The organism is Streptomyces oceani, from assembly GCF_001751245.1.
Lineage (GTDB): Bacteria > Actinomycetota > Actinomycetes > Streptomycetales > Streptomycetaceae > Streptomyces > Streptomyces oceani.
Genome location: NZ_LJGU01000148.1, coordinates 50,802 through 65,169 on the forward strand (window position 1 = coordinate 50,802; position 14,368 = coordinate 65,169).

Annotated in this window: 13 protein-coding genes; 6 read left to right on the forward strand and 7 right to left on the reverse strand. The window is 70.4% G+C overall.

Translation table 11 applies throughout. The features are described 5' to 3' along the window. Window positions 1-304 precede the first annotated feature (304 nt). Window positions 305-1,606, forward strand: coding sequence for a metallophosphoesterase (locus AN216_RS27440; RefSeq protein ID WP_244502593.1), 1,302 nt, complete (start codon window positions 305-307; stop codon window positions 1,604-1,606). Between the two features lie 170 nt (window positions 1,607-1,776). Further along, a complete protein-coding gene (locus AN216_RS22015; RefSeq protein WP_070198451.1) occupies window positions 1,777-2,814 on the forward strand; it encodes a hypothetical protein in 1,038 nt (345 codons plus the stop codon). A 176-nt stretch (window positions 2,815-2,990) separates the two neighbouring features. Here AN216_RS22015 and AN216_RS22020 read toward each other — a convergent pair whose 3' ends face one another. From AN216_RS22020 to AN216_RS22030, 3 genes are all read right to left on the reverse strand, one after another. Beyond that, on the reverse strand, window positions 2,991-3,917 hold the full coding sequence (locus tag AN216_RS22020; protein WP_079166841.1) for a fructosamine kinase family protein: 927 nt from the start codon (window positions 3,915-3,917) through the stop codon (window positions 2,991-2,993). A 13-nt stretch (window positions 3,918-3,930) separates the two neighbouring features. Then, window positions 3,931-4,509 (reverse strand): low molecular weight protein-tyrosine-phosphatase, encoded by a 579-nt coding sequence (locus AN216_RS22025; RefSeq protein WP_070198452.1) that lies wholly within the window; start codon window positions 4,507-4,509, stop codon window positions 3,931-3,933. 123 nt (window positions 4,510-4,632) lie between these two features. Next, window positions 4,633-5,010 carry a phage holin family protein gene (locus AN216_RS22030; RefSeq protein ID WP_070198453.1) on the reverse strand — a complete coding sequence of 126 codons (378 nt, stop codon included), beginning with the start codon at window positions 5,008-5,010 and terminating at the stop codon, window positions 4,633-4,635. Window positions 5,011-5,049: 39 nt separating this feature from the next. Between AN216_RS22030 and AN216_RS22035 the strand changes: the two genes are divergently transcribed. Continuing rightward, a complete protein-coding gene (locus AN216_RS22035; RefSeq protein ID WP_070198454.1) occupies window positions 5,050-5,367 on the forward strand; it encodes a cupin domain-containing protein in 318 nt (105 codons plus the stop codon). A gap of 219 nt (window positions 5,368-5,586) precedes the next feature. Then, complete coding sequence (locus AN216_RS22040) at window positions 5,587-5,808, forward strand: DUF5326 family protein (RefSeq protein ID WP_070198455.1); 222 nt, start codon at window positions 5,587-5,589, stop codon at window positions 5,806-5,808. On the opposite strand, the gene AN216_RS22045 is transcribed toward AN216_RS22040, so the two are convergent. After that, on the reverse strand, window positions 5,771-7,195 hold the full coding sequence (locus AN216_RS22045) for a YibE/F family protein (RefSeq protein WP_107402067.1): 1,425 nt from the start codon (window positions 7,193-7,195) through the stop codon (window positions 5,771-5,773). The genes AN216_RS22040 and AN216_RS22045 overlap by 38 nt on opposite strands. 358 nt (window positions 7,196-7,553) lie before the next feature. Between AN216_RS22045 and thiC the strand changes: the two genes are divergently transcribed. Then, window positions 7,554-9,410 (forward strand): phosphomethylpyrimidine synthase ThiC, encoded by a 1,857-nt coding sequence (thiC, locus tag AN216_RS22050; protein WP_070198456.1) that lies wholly within the window; start codon window positions 7,554-7,556, stop codon window positions 9,408-9,410. Between the two features lie 573 nt (window positions 9,411-9,983). After that, complete coding sequence (locus AN216_RS22055; protein ID WP_070198542.1) at window positions 9,984-10,490, forward strand: NUDIX domain-containing protein; 507 nt, start codon at window positions 9,984-9,986, stop codon at window positions 10,488-10,490. 17 nt (window positions 10,491-10,507) lie between these two features. Here AN216_RS22055 and AN216_RS31140 read toward each other — a convergent pair whose 3' ends face one another. The 3 genes from AN216_RS31140 to AN216_RS22070 all read right to left on the reverse strand — a co-directional run bounded on the left by AN216_RS31140 (window position 10,508) and on the right by AN216_RS22070 (window position 14,309). After that, entirely contained in the window at window positions 10,508-11,761 is a 1,254-nt protein-coding gene (locus AN216_RS31140) for a pyridoxamine 5'-phosphate oxidase family protein (protein WP_079166843.1), read from the reverse strand. 79 nt (window positions 11,762-11,840) lie between these two features. Continuing rightward, a complete protein-coding gene (locus tag AN216_RS22065; RefSeq protein WP_079166844.1) occupies window positions 11,841-13,478 on the reverse strand; it encodes a globin domain-containing protein in 1,638 nt (545 codons plus the stop codon). Window positions 13,479-13,667: 189 nt separating this feature from the next. Continuing rightward, complete coding sequence (locus tag AN216_RS22070; protein WP_070198457.1) at window positions 13,668-14,309, reverse strand: HAD family hydrolase; 642 nt, start codon at window positions 14,307-14,309, stop codon at window positions 13,668-13,670. Window positions 14,310-14,368: the final 59 nt, after the last annotated feature.

A 14,368-nucleotide genomic window follows, 5' to 3' on the forward strand; every position in this document is an offset into this window, starting at 1 on the left:
CCGTGGCGTGGACGCCGCGTATCACGCCGGGTCGCCCGAACCCGCCCAGCAGGGCCGCGGCGAGAACGGCGCGTACCACCACCGCCCGGCCAGCGGACGTGGCGACCGGGACGGGGGCAGTCCGGGGAGCCGCCGGCAGGCGGGCGAGCCGCTCGGCGAGTACGGCCGCGCCAGTGACCCTGGCGACAGGCACTCCGCACCCGCGCACCAGACCGCACCCGCGCACGCCCCGAACTCGCGGCCGGAGCCCCCGGCCCGGCGTCCGGCGGACCCGCCAGCGAGAGCCACACCGGGCAGTGGACCGCTGCCCGAAGCGGCGAACGCCTCCACGAGCGACCCCCGCCCCCGCCCGTACCAGCCTCGGCAGGCCGAGCCACCGGGATCGGCCGACGCACCGAGCCACACGCCGAGTCCACCCCCGGGGCCGGCGGCGACACCCCGGCAGACAGGACCAGCAGGACCAGCACGTCACGCCGGCCCGACCCGCCCCGGGGCGCCAGCAACTCACCAGGTCCCGACCAGTCCTGTCGCCGGAGATCCGGCCGAGGCTCCCGGCGGGCAGCTTCCGGCGTGGTCAACGTCCCCGCCACAGCGGAGCACGGTCGCCCCCGGCCCCGAACCGCTGCCCGCTCCCGAACCGCCGGAACCAGCCGGATACACCCCCACCAAGCGGGACCTCCCGGTGTTGGGCCAGAACTCCACCGACTACGAGCGCACGCTCGTCGACACCCCGGCACCGGCCGCCGAACCCTCCCCCGGCGCCCCGGGCGAGGGCCCGCTCTTCGTGGTCGGTGACGTGCACGGCTACCTCGACCAACTGTGCGCCGCGCTCCGTTCCGCGCAACTCATCGACGCCGACAACCACTGGATCGCCGGCAACGCCCGGCTGTGGTTCCTCGGCGACTTCACCGACCGTGGCCCCGACGGCATCGGCGTCATCGAGCTGGTGATGCACCTGTCGGCGGAGGCCGCGGCCGCCGGCGGATACTGCAAAGCCCTGATGGGAAACCACGAACTCCTGCTCATCGGCGCCAAGCGTTTCGGGGAGACGCCCGTGAACTCCGGCGCCGGCACCGCCTCCTTCCAGGCGGCCTGGCTGCTGAACGGCGGCCAGCGCACGGACATGGAGCGGCTACAGGAACACCACGTCCAGTGGATGTCCCGGCTGGACGCGATGGCCGTCGCCGACAACCACCTGCTGGTGCACTCGGACGCCACCTGCTATCTGGACTACGGCGACACCGTGGAGTCCGTCAACGACGCCGTGACCGAAGCACTGCGACGCAACGACGCGGACGAGACCTGGGACCTCTTCCGGAAGTTCACCAAGCGCTTCGCCTTCCGTGACGAGGGAGCCGGCGCCACCGCCGCCCGCGAGCTCCTGGACATCTTCGGCGGCGAGCGCATCGTCCACGGCCACAGCCCGATTCCGTATCTGCTGGACGAGGTGGGCAGCGAGGACGAGTCCGGCGCGCCCACGGTCACCGAGCCACACGTGTACGCCGACGGGCTCGCGATCGCGATGGACGGCGGCGTGACGATGGCCGGAAAGCTACTGGTGACCCAGCTCCCCCTGGCTGGAAAGCCGGCAACTGGGCAAACGTAGATCAGAGGGGTCCGGCCGAACGCGCCCGGTGCGGCAGTAATTTCGCAAACTCCTGTCACCTCCCACCGGGGCGCTCTACCATCGGTCCTGCCGTAGCGAGTTCCCCTCCGTTTTCGCAGTCGACAACCGTCAGCGCGGCCCTACGGCCCGACGGAGCATCGGGGGATGTCATGAACAGCGCTCCGCACCTACTGGTGGAGGACCAGCCCGAGTTCGAGCGAGTTCTCGACGATGTGCTGCATACCGCGGACCGCCGTCCCGAACTGACGGTGCAGGGGCCGCAGCAGCTCGACCACGAGCGGCTGCGGAGCATGGCGTTGGCCGCCGCCGTCCCCATCGCCGCCTGCGCCGCCGCCGAGTACCACGACTACGTGGCGCTGCGTCAGGAGCTGCGCGACCTCGACGCCGCCGAACAAGCCAGCCCCGTCGAAGCGGGCACGGAGGCCGCTGGCCCGGCCACACCGACCGAGACAGCGACCCCGCCAGCTCCACGAGGCTCACCGTCCCCGTCAACCTCATCGCCCTCGTCAGGAGGAGCGGCCCAGCACCACGACAAGGCGGCCCAACTCGGTCTCGCGGGCGCGATGAGCGCCGGGCTCGGCGACACGGCCGGCGCCGGCGTGCTGGCCGTCGTCTCGGTGCTGGCGCCCCTGCTCGCGGGCGCGGCGGCCGTCATCTTCCTGCTGGTGGGCTACTCCCTGCAGCTCCTCACACCCGAACCGTCCCTCGGAGCCGCGCTGCGCACCGCCGGCTGGGCCTTCGCCGTGCTGGCCGCCGCCACCGCGCTGGCCGGCATGACCGGGGTGCTCCTCGCCGCCGTACGCAACTCGGGCGCCGATCCGGCTTCCCCACCACTTGGCCCGGACCCCCGCGCGGAACTCCTCACGGCGGTCGGCGAGGCCCAGGACACCTGGCGGCAGGCCCTGTTGGAGCGCGGCGTCCTGCCCTTCCTACGAGAAGCGGTCACCGATCCGCGTGCGGCGCTGGACACCTTCGACGCCGGCCACCTCGTCCCGTACGAGCCGCAGCGCACGACACGGCTGGGCTACTCGCACCCCGACTACTCCAGCCCGGCCGACGGCACCGAGACGGCGGAGCCGGAACCGGCGGACCACATCAGGGCCAAGCCACGCTTCGCCAGCCCGAACTTCTCCAGTCCGGACTACGACGGCCCGAACTACGGCGGTCCCGAGCACCTACCGGACTGACCGCGGGGCGGACTGACCGTGGGCGGAGGAGCCCGGCGCCGTACCGGGCGCTTCGGCTGACAGTCCCGGCCGATCCAGCCGATCCAGCGGACCTGGCCGAACGGGACCGCGCCGGACGCCGGGACCGCGCCACCCCGGACACCCACGCCGGATGAGCGGCACGGGGCGACGGCCCGCTACGGACGACCGGACAGGGCGGCTCGGGCCGCCGCCCCGCTCCGCGTGCCGTAGCCCGAGCCGAACAACGCCGCGTGCACCAGCAGATGCTGTAGTTGGTGCAGCGGCACCCGGGCAGCGCGCCCGGGCACCGGCCGCAGTTCCTCGTACGCCGCCAGCACGCGCGGCAGTCGCGGGCAGCCGAACAGCTCCAGCAGCGCGAGATCCGTTTCCGGATGTCCGCCCTGTGCCGCGGGATCGATCAGGTGCGCCGGACCGTCCGCCGCCCACAGGACGTTGCCGGACCAGAGGTCGCCGTGCGTGACGGCAGGCGGCTGGGGCGGACCCGCCACCTCGTCCAGGCGGGCGCACAGCAGCTCCACGTCCCGCCGGTCCGTGTCGTCGACGGCGCCCCGGTCATAGGCGAGCCGCAGGAACGGCAGCAGCCGATGCTCGGCGTGGTACGTCGGCCACCGGCCGGGGTCGGTCACCGGACGCTCGGGCGAGGTCAGGGGCAGCGGGCCCAGGTAGGCCGGGCGGCCCGGAGTGCCGTACCCGGGCGCGGGGGTCGAGTGCAGCGCGGCCAGATCACGGCCGAGGCGTTCAGCTCCGGTGGCGCTGGGCGGGCCGGGCTCGATCCAGTTCAGCACCAGCAGGTCCGGTTCGGCGGCCAGCACCTCGGGCACGGCCACCGTGCCGGTCTCCGCCAGCAGGCGCAGCCCGGCCGCCTCCGCTGCGAAGAAGTCAGGGGGCGCGTCCGGGAGCGTCTTGGCGAACACGGTGCCGTACTGGCTGCCGTGCCGGGCACCGGCGGCCCGTTCGACCCGCCACGCCTGACAGATCGAGCCGCCACCGAGCGCGCTGGTGTGGCCGGCCGGGAAACCGGTCCGAGCGGCCACCCGGGCCACCACCGAGTCACCGGGCTGTTCGTCCCGGTGCGCGTGCATGGCGGTCCTCCCCTCAGCCGGGCGTCGGCGGGTCCGTACCGGCGTCCGGGATCGGCGGCTCGTCGCCCGGACCGACCGGGGCACCCGAGCCGATCGGAGCCGTTCGGCCGTTCAGCAGCGTGCCGACCTCGGTCAACAGCCCGGGCATGGCCGCCTCCACCAGCTCCAGACAGGTGTCGAAGCCACGGGTGCCGCCGTAGTACGGGTCGGGCACGTCCAAGTCCTCACGAGCCGCCGGGTCGTAGGATCGCAGCAGCCGCACCTTGGCCGCCTCCCGCGCGGTCGGTGCCATGGCGCGCAGGCCGCGCTGATGACCCCGGTCGAGGGCGATCACGAGGTCACGCTCGGCGAACCAGTCCGCGGTGAACTGCCGTGCGCTGTGCCGTTGTTCGTAACCAGCCGCGGCCAGGGTGGCGATCGTACGCGGGTCGGCCTCGTCGCCGACATGCCAGTCGCCGATGCCCGCGCTGTCCACGCGCACCCGGTCGGCCAGCCCGGCGGCCCGCACCCGGGCCCGGAAGACCACCTCGGCCATCGGGGAGCGGCAGATGTTGCCGGTGCAGACGAAGCACACGAGACAGCTGTCGGACATCATGATCCTTCTGTGCGGGCGGACGGATCGGGGCTGTGGGCGGGGCCGTGTGCGCTGGCGTGACCGTGCCGGCGAGCGGCTGTGCCGTGCCGGCGAGCGGACGACGGCCGCCCGCGGGAGCGGTCAGTCGTCATCGGGCAGGATCATGTTCAGCGCCCAGGACACGATGGAGATGATCAGGCCACCGAGCAGGGCCGTACCGAAGCCGTCGACCTGGAAGCTCAGGTCGAACTGGTCCGCGAGCCAGGAGGTGAGCAGCAGCATCAGGGCGTTGATCACCAGGGTGAACAGGCCCAGGGTGAGAATCAACAGGGGTAGCGAGAAGAGCTTCACGATCGGCTTGACCACGAAGTTCACGACACCGAAGATCAGTGCGACGACAATCAGCGTGATGGCCTTGCGTCCCGTGTCATCCCCGGTCAGCGTGATGTCGGCGAGCAGCCAGATCGCCACGGCGAGGGCGCCGGCATTGGCGAGCGTCTTGATGAGGAAGTTCTGCATGACTCGATCGTTCCAGATCACCGTGGGGAAGGGGCAGAGGTGAAGGCCTTCCGCCTGGAGGAGCTGGAGGCCGAGCGCAGCGTGAACGACGGCGCGTATCTCCGCTTCCTGCACCAACGAAACATGTCCGCGGGTCTGTACGCCCTGGACAAGGGCACCGTGGACACCCAGCAGCCGCACCAGCAGGACGAGATGTACGTGGTGATGAGCGGACGCGGCTCACTGACCGTCGGTGACGAGACGACGCAGGTGGCGCGCGGCAGTGTGGTGTACGTCCCAGCCCGCGTGCCGCATCGCTTTCATCACATCAGCGAGGACCTGCGGGTGCTGGTGGTGTTCTCACCGCCGGAGACCTGACGGCGGGCGCCGGAGTCCGAGCGGCGCGACGCCCTGCCCTGGGCCGCTCTTGCGGGTGGGGGATCGCGACTGCGCGGGACGAGAGACCTTAGGGGGAGGATCAGGGCTATACCCGGGTTCCGCGCCTCCCACCGGCCGACCAACCCGACTACCCTCGACAACGTCTACGGCTAGGGCGCGGGTCGTCAGTCGGCGGCCCGCATGACGACGGGAGTGCTGATGCCCTTCAAGGACGTGTTCGCGAATCTGCCGTGGTGGGTGACCTGGATCGCGATACCAGCGATAGCGCTGTTCGTCTTCGGCGGCCTGATCCTCTCGCTCGTTGGCATCGTCCTCGGGCTGCTCTTCAAGGCGCTGGTTTTCGTCGCGCTCGTGGGTGGCCTGATCTTTGTGGTGCGGAAGTTCATCTCGGCTTCCGCCTCTTCCCACGACCGCTGGTGACCGTCCCGCCCCTGTTCCGGTCACCCCTGCCCCTGGCTGGTTCGGTGGCGGAAGGCTGTGCCGAATGGCCGCGGTCGGCTGAGACCACGAGGGTGGCCAGTAGCGTCGTCAGCGGCACGGAGGCCACCAGGCCGATGGAGCCGACCAGTGTCCGTACGATCTCCTGCGCGACCAACTCGCTGCCGGCGATCGTACCGACGCTGCTGTCCGCGATGGTGAAGAGCAGGAGGAGAGGCAGCGCGGCGCCCGCGTAGGCGAGTACCAGGGTGTTCACCACCGAGGCGATGTGGTCTCGGCCGATTCGCATGGCGGCGCCGTACAGTGTGCGTCGGCTGGCCGAGGGATCAGCCTGCCGCAACTCCCATACGGCGGACGTCTGGGTGACGGTGACGTCGTCCAGCACGCCCAGCGAGCCGATGAGGATGCCCGCCAGTAGCAACCCCTGGATCTCGATCTCCGGGAAGAGCCCGTGCACCAAGCCGGTCTGGTCGTCGGTGTTCCCGGTCAACTCGCCCCAGTCGATGAAGAGCGAGCCGAGCAGTCCGATCAGCAGCAGCGAGGAGAGGGTGCCGAGCGCGGCGACCGAGGTCCGTGCGGACAGACCATGACAGAGATACAGCGTGGCCAGCATGATCACACTGCCGCCCACCACCGCCACCAGCAGTGGATTTGAGCCATCCAGTATCGCGGGCAGGATGAAGAGGGTCAGCACCGCGAAACTGATGGCCAGTCCGACCAGCGCCAGTATCCCGCGCCAGCGACCCACCAGTACCACCACCACCGCGAAGGCTCCGGCCAGCAGCAGCATGGGGGTGGTGCGGTCCACGTCGATAACGCTGTAGCGGAGTTCCGGCGGCGCGTTCTCGGCGTACGCCACCACCACCTGCTGACCGGTGGTGTAGGTGCGGATCGCGTCGGGCATGACGACCTCGGTGAAGGAGTGCCCCGCGTCCTTACCGTTGATGACCTCGACGGTCGCCTTGTGACAGCCGTTACCGGACGCACCCTCGCCGCCCTGGTCGCCCTCAGCCGACTGACCGCCTGATCCGCCCTGGCCGCCCGGCTGTGGCTGCTCGCCCGGTGGCTGCGGCTGGGCGTTCACCTCCGAGCAGTCCACCTCACGCACGGCGGTCACCCGAGCGTCGTACGTCGGACGGTCGAAGCCCACCCCGCTCGACCCGTCGGTCTGTCCGCCGAGGTCACCGGGCCACAGCACGACCATCCCGACCGCCACTGCCGCAGCGAACGGGAGCAGGACGGCGGCGATGAGCTTCCGCAAGGTCCTGGACACGGGGGCGGCGGGCCCGTGTCCGTGGCCGTGGCCGTGCGCATGGCCGTGGCCGGGTCCGTGACCCGGGTCGCCGGTCGCCGACCGTCGCCCGGCCAACTCCTCCCGACGGGTGGACGGATGCTCGGCCCGTTCGGGAGGCGGAGATGACGTGCCGGAGCTGGTCGAGCCGGCACGGGGCACCGGCGTTGCTCGACCAGCGGGGGTACGCGGTCCGGACGCGGGCTGCGGCGGCGGGCCGTTCGGACCGCCGGGCGGCTGCGGCGGCTGAGAAGTCGTCACCGTTGGATCATCCCAACCCGGTCGGCCCCTCTGGCAACTGCCACCCCGACCCGGTTAACGTGAAAGGGCTTTGCCATCGCGGGAGCTCCGAGCACGGGGCTGAGAGGACGCTGACCAGCGCTGCGTCGACCGCCGAACCTGTTACCGGGTAATGCCGGCGTAGGGAGTGGGTCTGATGACCGCACATCACGCACATAACCTCCAAACCGCCCACCAGTCGGGCGAGTCCACCCAAAATCCACGGCAGGCACAGGAAGCAGCCGGCTGGCACAAGGACCATCTGAGCGGATCGCGCCCGGACATCCGGGTCCCGGTGCGCCGCGTGCACCTCACCGACGGTACCGACGTGATCCTCTACGACACCTCGGGACCGTACACCGACCCCACACAGGACACCGACGTCCGCAGCGGTTTGGCGCCCTCGCGGACCAACTGGATCATCAGCAGGGGAGACACCGAGGAGTATCCGGGCCGCGCGCTCCAGCCGGAGGACGACGGCGTCAAGCACACCACACCACGCGGCGCGGTCGTACGCGCCCGCCCGCGCTCCGGCGAGGCGGAGACGCCCGTCGCGACCGGCCTCGACGAGGTCTTCCCCGGCCGGCCGCGCCGCCCCCGGCGCGCTCGGCGCGGGGCTGCCGTCTCCCAACTGGCGTACGCCAGACGGGGCGAGATCACCCCGGAGATGGAGTACGTCGCCCTGCGCGAGCACCGCGACCCGGAGTTCGTACGAGAGGAGATCGCCGCCGGCCGGGCCGTGCTCCCGGCGAACGTGAATCATCCGGAGACCGAGCCGATGATCATCGGTCGCAACTTCCTGGTGAAGGTCAACGCCAACATCGGCAACTCCGCCGTCGTCTCCTCCGTCGAGGAGGAGGTGGAGAAGATGACCTGGGCGACCCGCTGGGGCGCGGACACCGTCATGGATCTCTCCACCGGACGGGACATCCACACCACCCGTGAGTGGGTCCTGCGCAACTCCCCGGTGCCCATCGGCACCGTGCCGCTCTACCAGGCCCTGGAGAAGGTGGACGGCAGAGCCGAAAAGCTGAGCTGGGAGGTCTACCGGGACACCGTCATCGAACAGTGCGAGCAGGGCGTCGACTACATGACCGTGCACGCGGGCGTGCTGCTGCGGCACGTCCCCCTGACCGCGCGCCGCAAGACCGGCATCGTCTCGCGCGGTGGCTCCATCATGGCGGCCTGGTGTCTCGCCCACCATCGGGAGAGCTTCCTCTACACGCACTTCGAGGAGCTGTGCGGAATCCTGCGGTCGTACGATGTCACGTTCTCGCTCGGGGATGGGCTACGGCCCGGGTCGATCGCGGACGCGAACGACGAGGCACAGTTCGCGGAGCTGCGTACGCTCGGCGAACTCACCGCCGTCGCCAAGGCACACGACGTACAGACCATGGTGGAGGGCCCCGGCCATGTGCCGATGCACAAGATCAAGGAGAACGTCGAGCTCCAGCAGGAGATCTGCGAGGACGCGCCGTTCTACACCCTGGGGCCGCTGACGACGGACATCGCGCCGGCGTACGACCACATCACCTCCGGCATCGGGGCGGCCATGATCGGCTGGTGGGGCACAGCGATGCTGTGCTATGTCACTCCGAAGGAACATCTCGGGTTGCCGAACCGGGACGACGTGAAGACCGGCGTCATCACGTACAAGATCGCCGCTCACGCGGCGGACCTGGCAAAGGGGCATCCCGGAGCGCGGGAGTGGGACGACGCGTTGTCGGACGCACGGTTCGAGTTCCGTTGGGAGGACCAGTTCAACCTCGCCCTCGACCCGGATACCGCGCGGGGGTTCCATGACGCGACGCTGCCGGCGGAACCGGCCAAGACGGCGCACTTCTGCTCGATGTGCGGGCCGAAGTTCTGCTCGATGAAGATCAGTCGGGACATCACGGAGCGGTTCGGCGGTGAGGAGGGCGCGTCCGCCGAGGAGATCGAGGCGGGGATGCTCGAGAAGTCACGGGAGTTCGCGGCAGGGGGGAACCGGGTGTACCTGCCGCTGGCGGACTGATCGGCGAGCCATGACGCGTGGTGGGGCGGCCTCAGGGGCCTCCCCGCCACGTGCTGGTGCTCGACCGGCGACGCCGGACAGAGCGAGCGCTCGCGTGGAACCAGGGCGGTTCGAGGCTCCCCCCCTCCTGCCTCGAACCGACCCGGCGGCCAGTCGTGAATTCGAACGACCGCTCTCATAAGGGTAGTTGACTCTCCGTCAGTGTTCAATCACCTTATCGATATACTTCTATCGAGATACCTGTCGCTCCGAGCACACACATCCCAGACCAGTCCTCGGTCGGCGACGAGAACCGGGCTCCACACAGGTGCACCCGCTCAACCACGCGTTGAGTCCCAGCACGTCGAAGAAGGTGGCATGGACATCGTCCAATCCCCGGGCGGCTCACCCACGACGCGCCTCGACTCCCTCCCTGAACCCACGAGCGGAGCCTCCCGTACGCGCAGGTGGCTGGTGCGTACCGTGCTCGACCGCTGACAGCCCGCACCGACGTACGACAGCCTCCGGACGGGCCGGTAACGGGTGTCCGCCGCCCCGGGTTTCGCCGGAGGCCGTACGGGCCAGACCTTCTCCATGAACGAGCGCCCCGTGGTCAAGCGCACCGCCCGTGCCATCCTGCTCGACGGGCGGGACATGATCCTCATCAAGCGCACCAAGCCCGGCCAGCAGCCGTACTGGATCACACCGGGCGGCGGGGTCGAGCCGGAGATCGACACCTCGGTCGTCGCAGCCCTGCACCGGGAAGTGAGCGAGGAGCTGGGGGCCAAGGTGACCGACGTCGTGCCGGCCTTCGTCGACACTGTGCCGCATCCCCTTACGGACGACTCGCCGGCGCTGAGCGAGCCGAGCCCGCAGGGTGTGAAGGTACAGCACTTCTTCGTCTGCCGGCTCGCGTTCATGGACCCCACCCGGCGGCACGGACCGGAGGTGGAGGAGCCGTGCGGCGAGTACGAGATAGTGCGCATCCCGTTCAGCCGCGCCGGCGTCGCCTCGGTCGAGGTGGTGCCCCCGTCCCTGCGGGAGTACCTCGACCGCAACATCGAGGGCGTACGGGCCCTACTCGCTCCGGACCTCGGCTGACCCCCGCCGGAGCCGACTCAGCTGAACCACCCCTGGAAGGGGATGGGGTCCCGCCGGGCGTTCTCCTGCGCTCGCCGCTCCGCCTCGGCCAGCGCACGCGCGGCTTCCTCGCGCCACACCTCCTGGTCGAAGTTCCGCGGATGCGCGGAGTACGAGGCCGGGTCGCCCAACGATGACGATCCCGCCGAGCTGGGCTCGGCAGGTGTCGCCGGCCCGGCGGGCGTCGGGGCCCACGGCGTCCACTCCTGGGACCCGGTCGTCCGCTCCGGCAACCCCGTCGCCGGCGGCTCGGCCGGCGACGTGCTCTCCCCGGCCGTCCGGCCCGCAGGGGAGACGGTGGTGAGGCCCATCGTGGCCCAGTCGGCGTGGCTGTCGAGAGCGTCGAGCTCGCGAAGGCCGGCGTGACCGGCCTGGTTCACCTGACCTTCCGGGCCCACCCGCTCTTCCTGGTGTACCTCGCGAACCCGGCCGCCCTCGCTGGCTTCGCTGGCCCGGCCGCCCTCGCTGGCTTCGCTGGCCTGCCCCGGAACCGAGACCGGCGGCACAGCACCGTACTGCGGCGCGGGCGCGGCGGATTCCTCCCCGCCGGACGGATGCTCGGACGGCCCGCGCTCCCTGGCATCCCGGGCGGCGCCGAAGAAGTCGCCACCCTTGCGCTTGTAGTCGTCGGTGCCCCAGTCACGGGTCGAGCGCTTCGGCGCCTTCTGCAGATGCGGTATGTGCTTGGCGCAGTGGATATAGGCCTCCTCCACGCCGACGAGCACCCACAACTGCGCCCGGCGCCCGGGTATCGGGTCCACCGGCAGGTCCGGATGCCAGGTCCGCATCTCCTCGTCCTCGACGATCTCCGCGTTCCCGTTGATGTGCAGACCGATCCGCGCCCGTACGAAGTCCACCATCAGGATGCCCAGATGAGGGTTCTCCCGGATGTTGCCCAGACTGGCGTGCACGCCGTTGCCCCGATACTCGGGAAAGACCAGGGTGCGGGAGTCCAACACCCGCAGAAAACCGGCCGGCCCGGCCCGGAAGCTGTTGTCGCACTCCCCGTGCTGATCCGCGGTCGCCAGGAAGAACATCTCCTGACGTTCCGTGAACTCACACATGCGCTCGTTGAGATGGTCCAGCACCTGCTCGTCGTAGAACCGGTCGGCCCGCGCGGTGGTGCCAAGCTGCTCCTGTAGCCGGTGCTCGCCCTCGCTGCCCGGCCGGTTCCCGCCCTCAGCGGCCCTGGAATGCCCGCCCCGCACGCCCGGCGCCTCGGAGTGTGCCACCTACGCTGTCCTTCCTCACTCTGTGGTCGCCCCTCGGCCGTCGCCCCGCCGATCTGGTACGGCCCCGGCGAACCAGGTTCTAACGTGCGGCGGCGGCCAGTTCCTCGATCGAGTCGTGCCGTATCCGGTCAGTCGGGATGCCCGCGCCGCGCAGCACCTCCGCGGCCACCCGCACCATGCCGGGCGGACCGGAAAGATATCCGTCGTAGCGCGACCAGGGACCGTACTGCATGACGACATCGGGAAGTTGGCCCGCCAGCCTCTCATTTCGCCCGGCCGCCGGGCCAACGCCGAGGCCCTGGTGCCCCGTCGAAGCCGGTCGCGCGTCGGAGACCACCGGCCGTACGGACAGCCAGCGGTGTTGCGCCTCAAGGCCCAGCATGGTGTCGAGGTCATAGAGATCATGCTCGCTGCGAGCACCGTAGAACACCTCGACGGGTCGCGGACGTCCACGCTCGGCCACGTCCTCGACCAGCGCCTTGATCGGCGCTATGCCGGTGCCGCCACCCAGGCAGAGCAGCCCACTGTCCGTGGAGTGGTCGACGGTCATCGAACCGTTCGGCGGGCCGAGCCGGATGACGTCGCCCGGCCGCGCGCGCTGCACCAGCGCATTGGACACCCAGCCGGCCGGGATCGCCTTCACGTGGAAGGTGAGCAGACCATCGGAACGCGGCGCGGAGGCGAACGAGTAGTGCCGCCATACGCGGGGCCACCACGGCGTCTCCACACTCGTGTGCTGCCCCGCCCGGAAGGAGTAGGGACGATCGGGACGCACGGTCAGCACGGCGATGCCGGGCGTACGCGTCTCGTGCCCGACGATCTCGGCGTCCCACCAGGCGGGCGCGTGCTTCTCGTCCTCGGCGGCGGAGTCGATCATGATCTGCGAGATCCGCGTGTACACCCGCACCCATGCCGCCTCGGAGGCGTCATTCCAGGTCAGCGTCGCGTACTGGGACAACGCGGCAAGTAGGCACTCGCCGACCGCGGGGTAGTGCTCCGGCAGCGTGCCGTACTTCCGGTGGCCGCGGCCCAGACCCGAGAGGTACTGGACCAACACGTCCGGATCGTCGATCAGTCGGGCCGAGGTGAGCAGCGCCCGGAAGATCCGGTCCCGCTGGGTGTCCATGGAGATGGGGAAGAGGTCGCGCAGATGCGGATGCTCGACGAAGAGCATCGCGTAGAAGTAGGCCGTCGCGGAGTCCGCGACGGGTTCTATCTCGTCCAGCGTGGCACGTATGAGCGCCGTGTCCTGGTCGTCCACCAGCTTCGGACCGGCAGGACGGGGGCGGCTCGCGGCCGGGCTGACGCCGCCCGCCGCGGGCGGCGGAGCTTGCTGCGTACGGACGTCGGCCGCGGGTGTCTCGGCGCTCGCCGACTCGCCGCTGCCCTGGGGCCCGGGGGGTTGGTGTGATCCACGAGGTTGGTGTGGTCCAGGCGACTCATACGGACCCGCGGACTCCGCTGTCTGCCGTCGGGCCGCATCCCGAGCCGCACCCGAGCGGACCGGGCGGATGGGCGTCACCGGGCGACTGGGGCCGTCACCGCGCTGTGCCGGACGCGCACGTGCCGCCTGGGCGTCCGGCTGGGGAAGGGGCGGTACGGACTCGTCGGCCGACGGACGCGCTTCCTGGTCAGTCGTCTTCTGCGCCGGGGCGAACCAACTCCACTCGCCGCCGTCGCCAGAAGCGTCGCCGTTGCCGGCCGACGTGGTGGTCATCGCACTGCCTCGCCTCGAACGTCTTCCGGCGGGATGCGCTCATCCCTCACCGCGTGATCTCTGCAATCTCCGGGGTCCATGACACCCATGGCGATTCAATGAGCCATTGATGCGGAGTCGACCATACCGTTATGGCAACGACGCACAAGTCCCGTACTTCGTTCCGTGCAACACCCTCCCCACCGCCTCCTACGCGAGTGGTCGCGGGGCCCGCACGAGGTCGTAGACACGACGCAGGTCCCGTCCGGTGTAAGCGAACGAGGCGAGTCCACGCAGGTGTTCGTCCGCGTTCACCGCGACCGAGACGGGCACCGCCGCGAACAGCTCCGCGTCGGAGCGGGAGTCGCCGTACGCCACGCACTGCTCGGGGGTCACCCCGAACTCGTCACAGAGTTCATACGCGATATCCACTTTCGCCCGGGGGGACAGGATCCCCGCCGGGTCGACGGGCGTACGGAACGGCACCTCCGGGAAGCGCGAGCCGAACGCCGCATCCACCCCCCACTCCAGCAGGCGCCGCACGAAGAAGTCCGGTGACAGGGAGATGACGGCGCTCTTCTCTCCCCGTGCCCGAATCTCCGCCCACACCTCGGCTATCCCGTCCAGCCACGGCGCCGTACGAAACGCCGCCTCGACATGTGCCTCGGTGAGCCGGGACCACAGCGCGTGCACCTGACGCGCGAAGTCCACGGGACTGATCTCCTCGGCGGCGAAGGCCCGTTCGACACGGACTATCTCGGCATCCAGGCCCAGCTGACGTGAGATCTCCAACGGTGCGGCCGAGCCGTGCAGCAGCGTGCCGTCCAGATCGAACAAGTGGAGTCGAGTCATGTCCCCCGAGCTTATCGACGGCTCGGCTCCTCAGGAGCCCGGATGCGGCCAGTTGGCGC

Excerpts from the sequence above, each read along its gene's own strand:
- AN216_RS22065 (WP_079166844.1), bottom strand. The coding sequence starts at position 13,478 with ATGACCACCACGTCGGCCGGCAACGGCGACGCTTCTGGCGACGGCGGC.
- thiC (WP_070198456.1), top strand. The coding sequence starts at position 7,554 with ATGACCGCACATCACGCACATAACCTCCAAACCGCCCACCAGTCGGGC.
- AN216_RS22020 (WP_079166841.1), bottom strand. The coding sequence starts at position 3,917 with ATGCACGCGCACCGGGACGAACAGCCCGGTGACTCGGTGGTGGCCCGG.
- AN216_RS22015 (WP_070198451.1), top strand. The coding sequence starts at position 1,777 with ATGAACAGCGCTCCGCACCTACTGGTGGAGGACCAGCCCGAGTTCGAG.
- AN216_RS22055 (WP_070198542.1), top strand. The coding sequence starts at position 9,984 with ATGAACGAGCGCCCCGTGGTCAAGCGCACCGCCCGTGCCATCCTGCTC.
- AN216_RS22070 (WP_070198457.1), bottom strand. The coding sequence starts at position 14,309 with ATGACTCGACTCCACTTGTTCGATCTGGACGGCACGCTGCTGCACGGC.
- AN216_RS22025 (WP_070198452.1), bottom strand. The coding sequence starts at position 4,509 with ATGTCCGACAGCTGTCTCGTGTGCTTCGTCTGCACCGGCAACATCTGC.
- AN216_RS22030 (WP_070198453.1), bottom strand. The coding sequence starts at position 5,010 with ATGCAGAACTTCCTCATCAAGACGCTCGCCAATGCCGGCGCCCTCGCC.
- AN216_RS22040 (WP_070198455.1), top strand. The coding sequence starts at position 5,587 with ATGCCCTTCAAGGACGTGTTCGCGAATCTGCCGTGGTGGGTGACCTGG.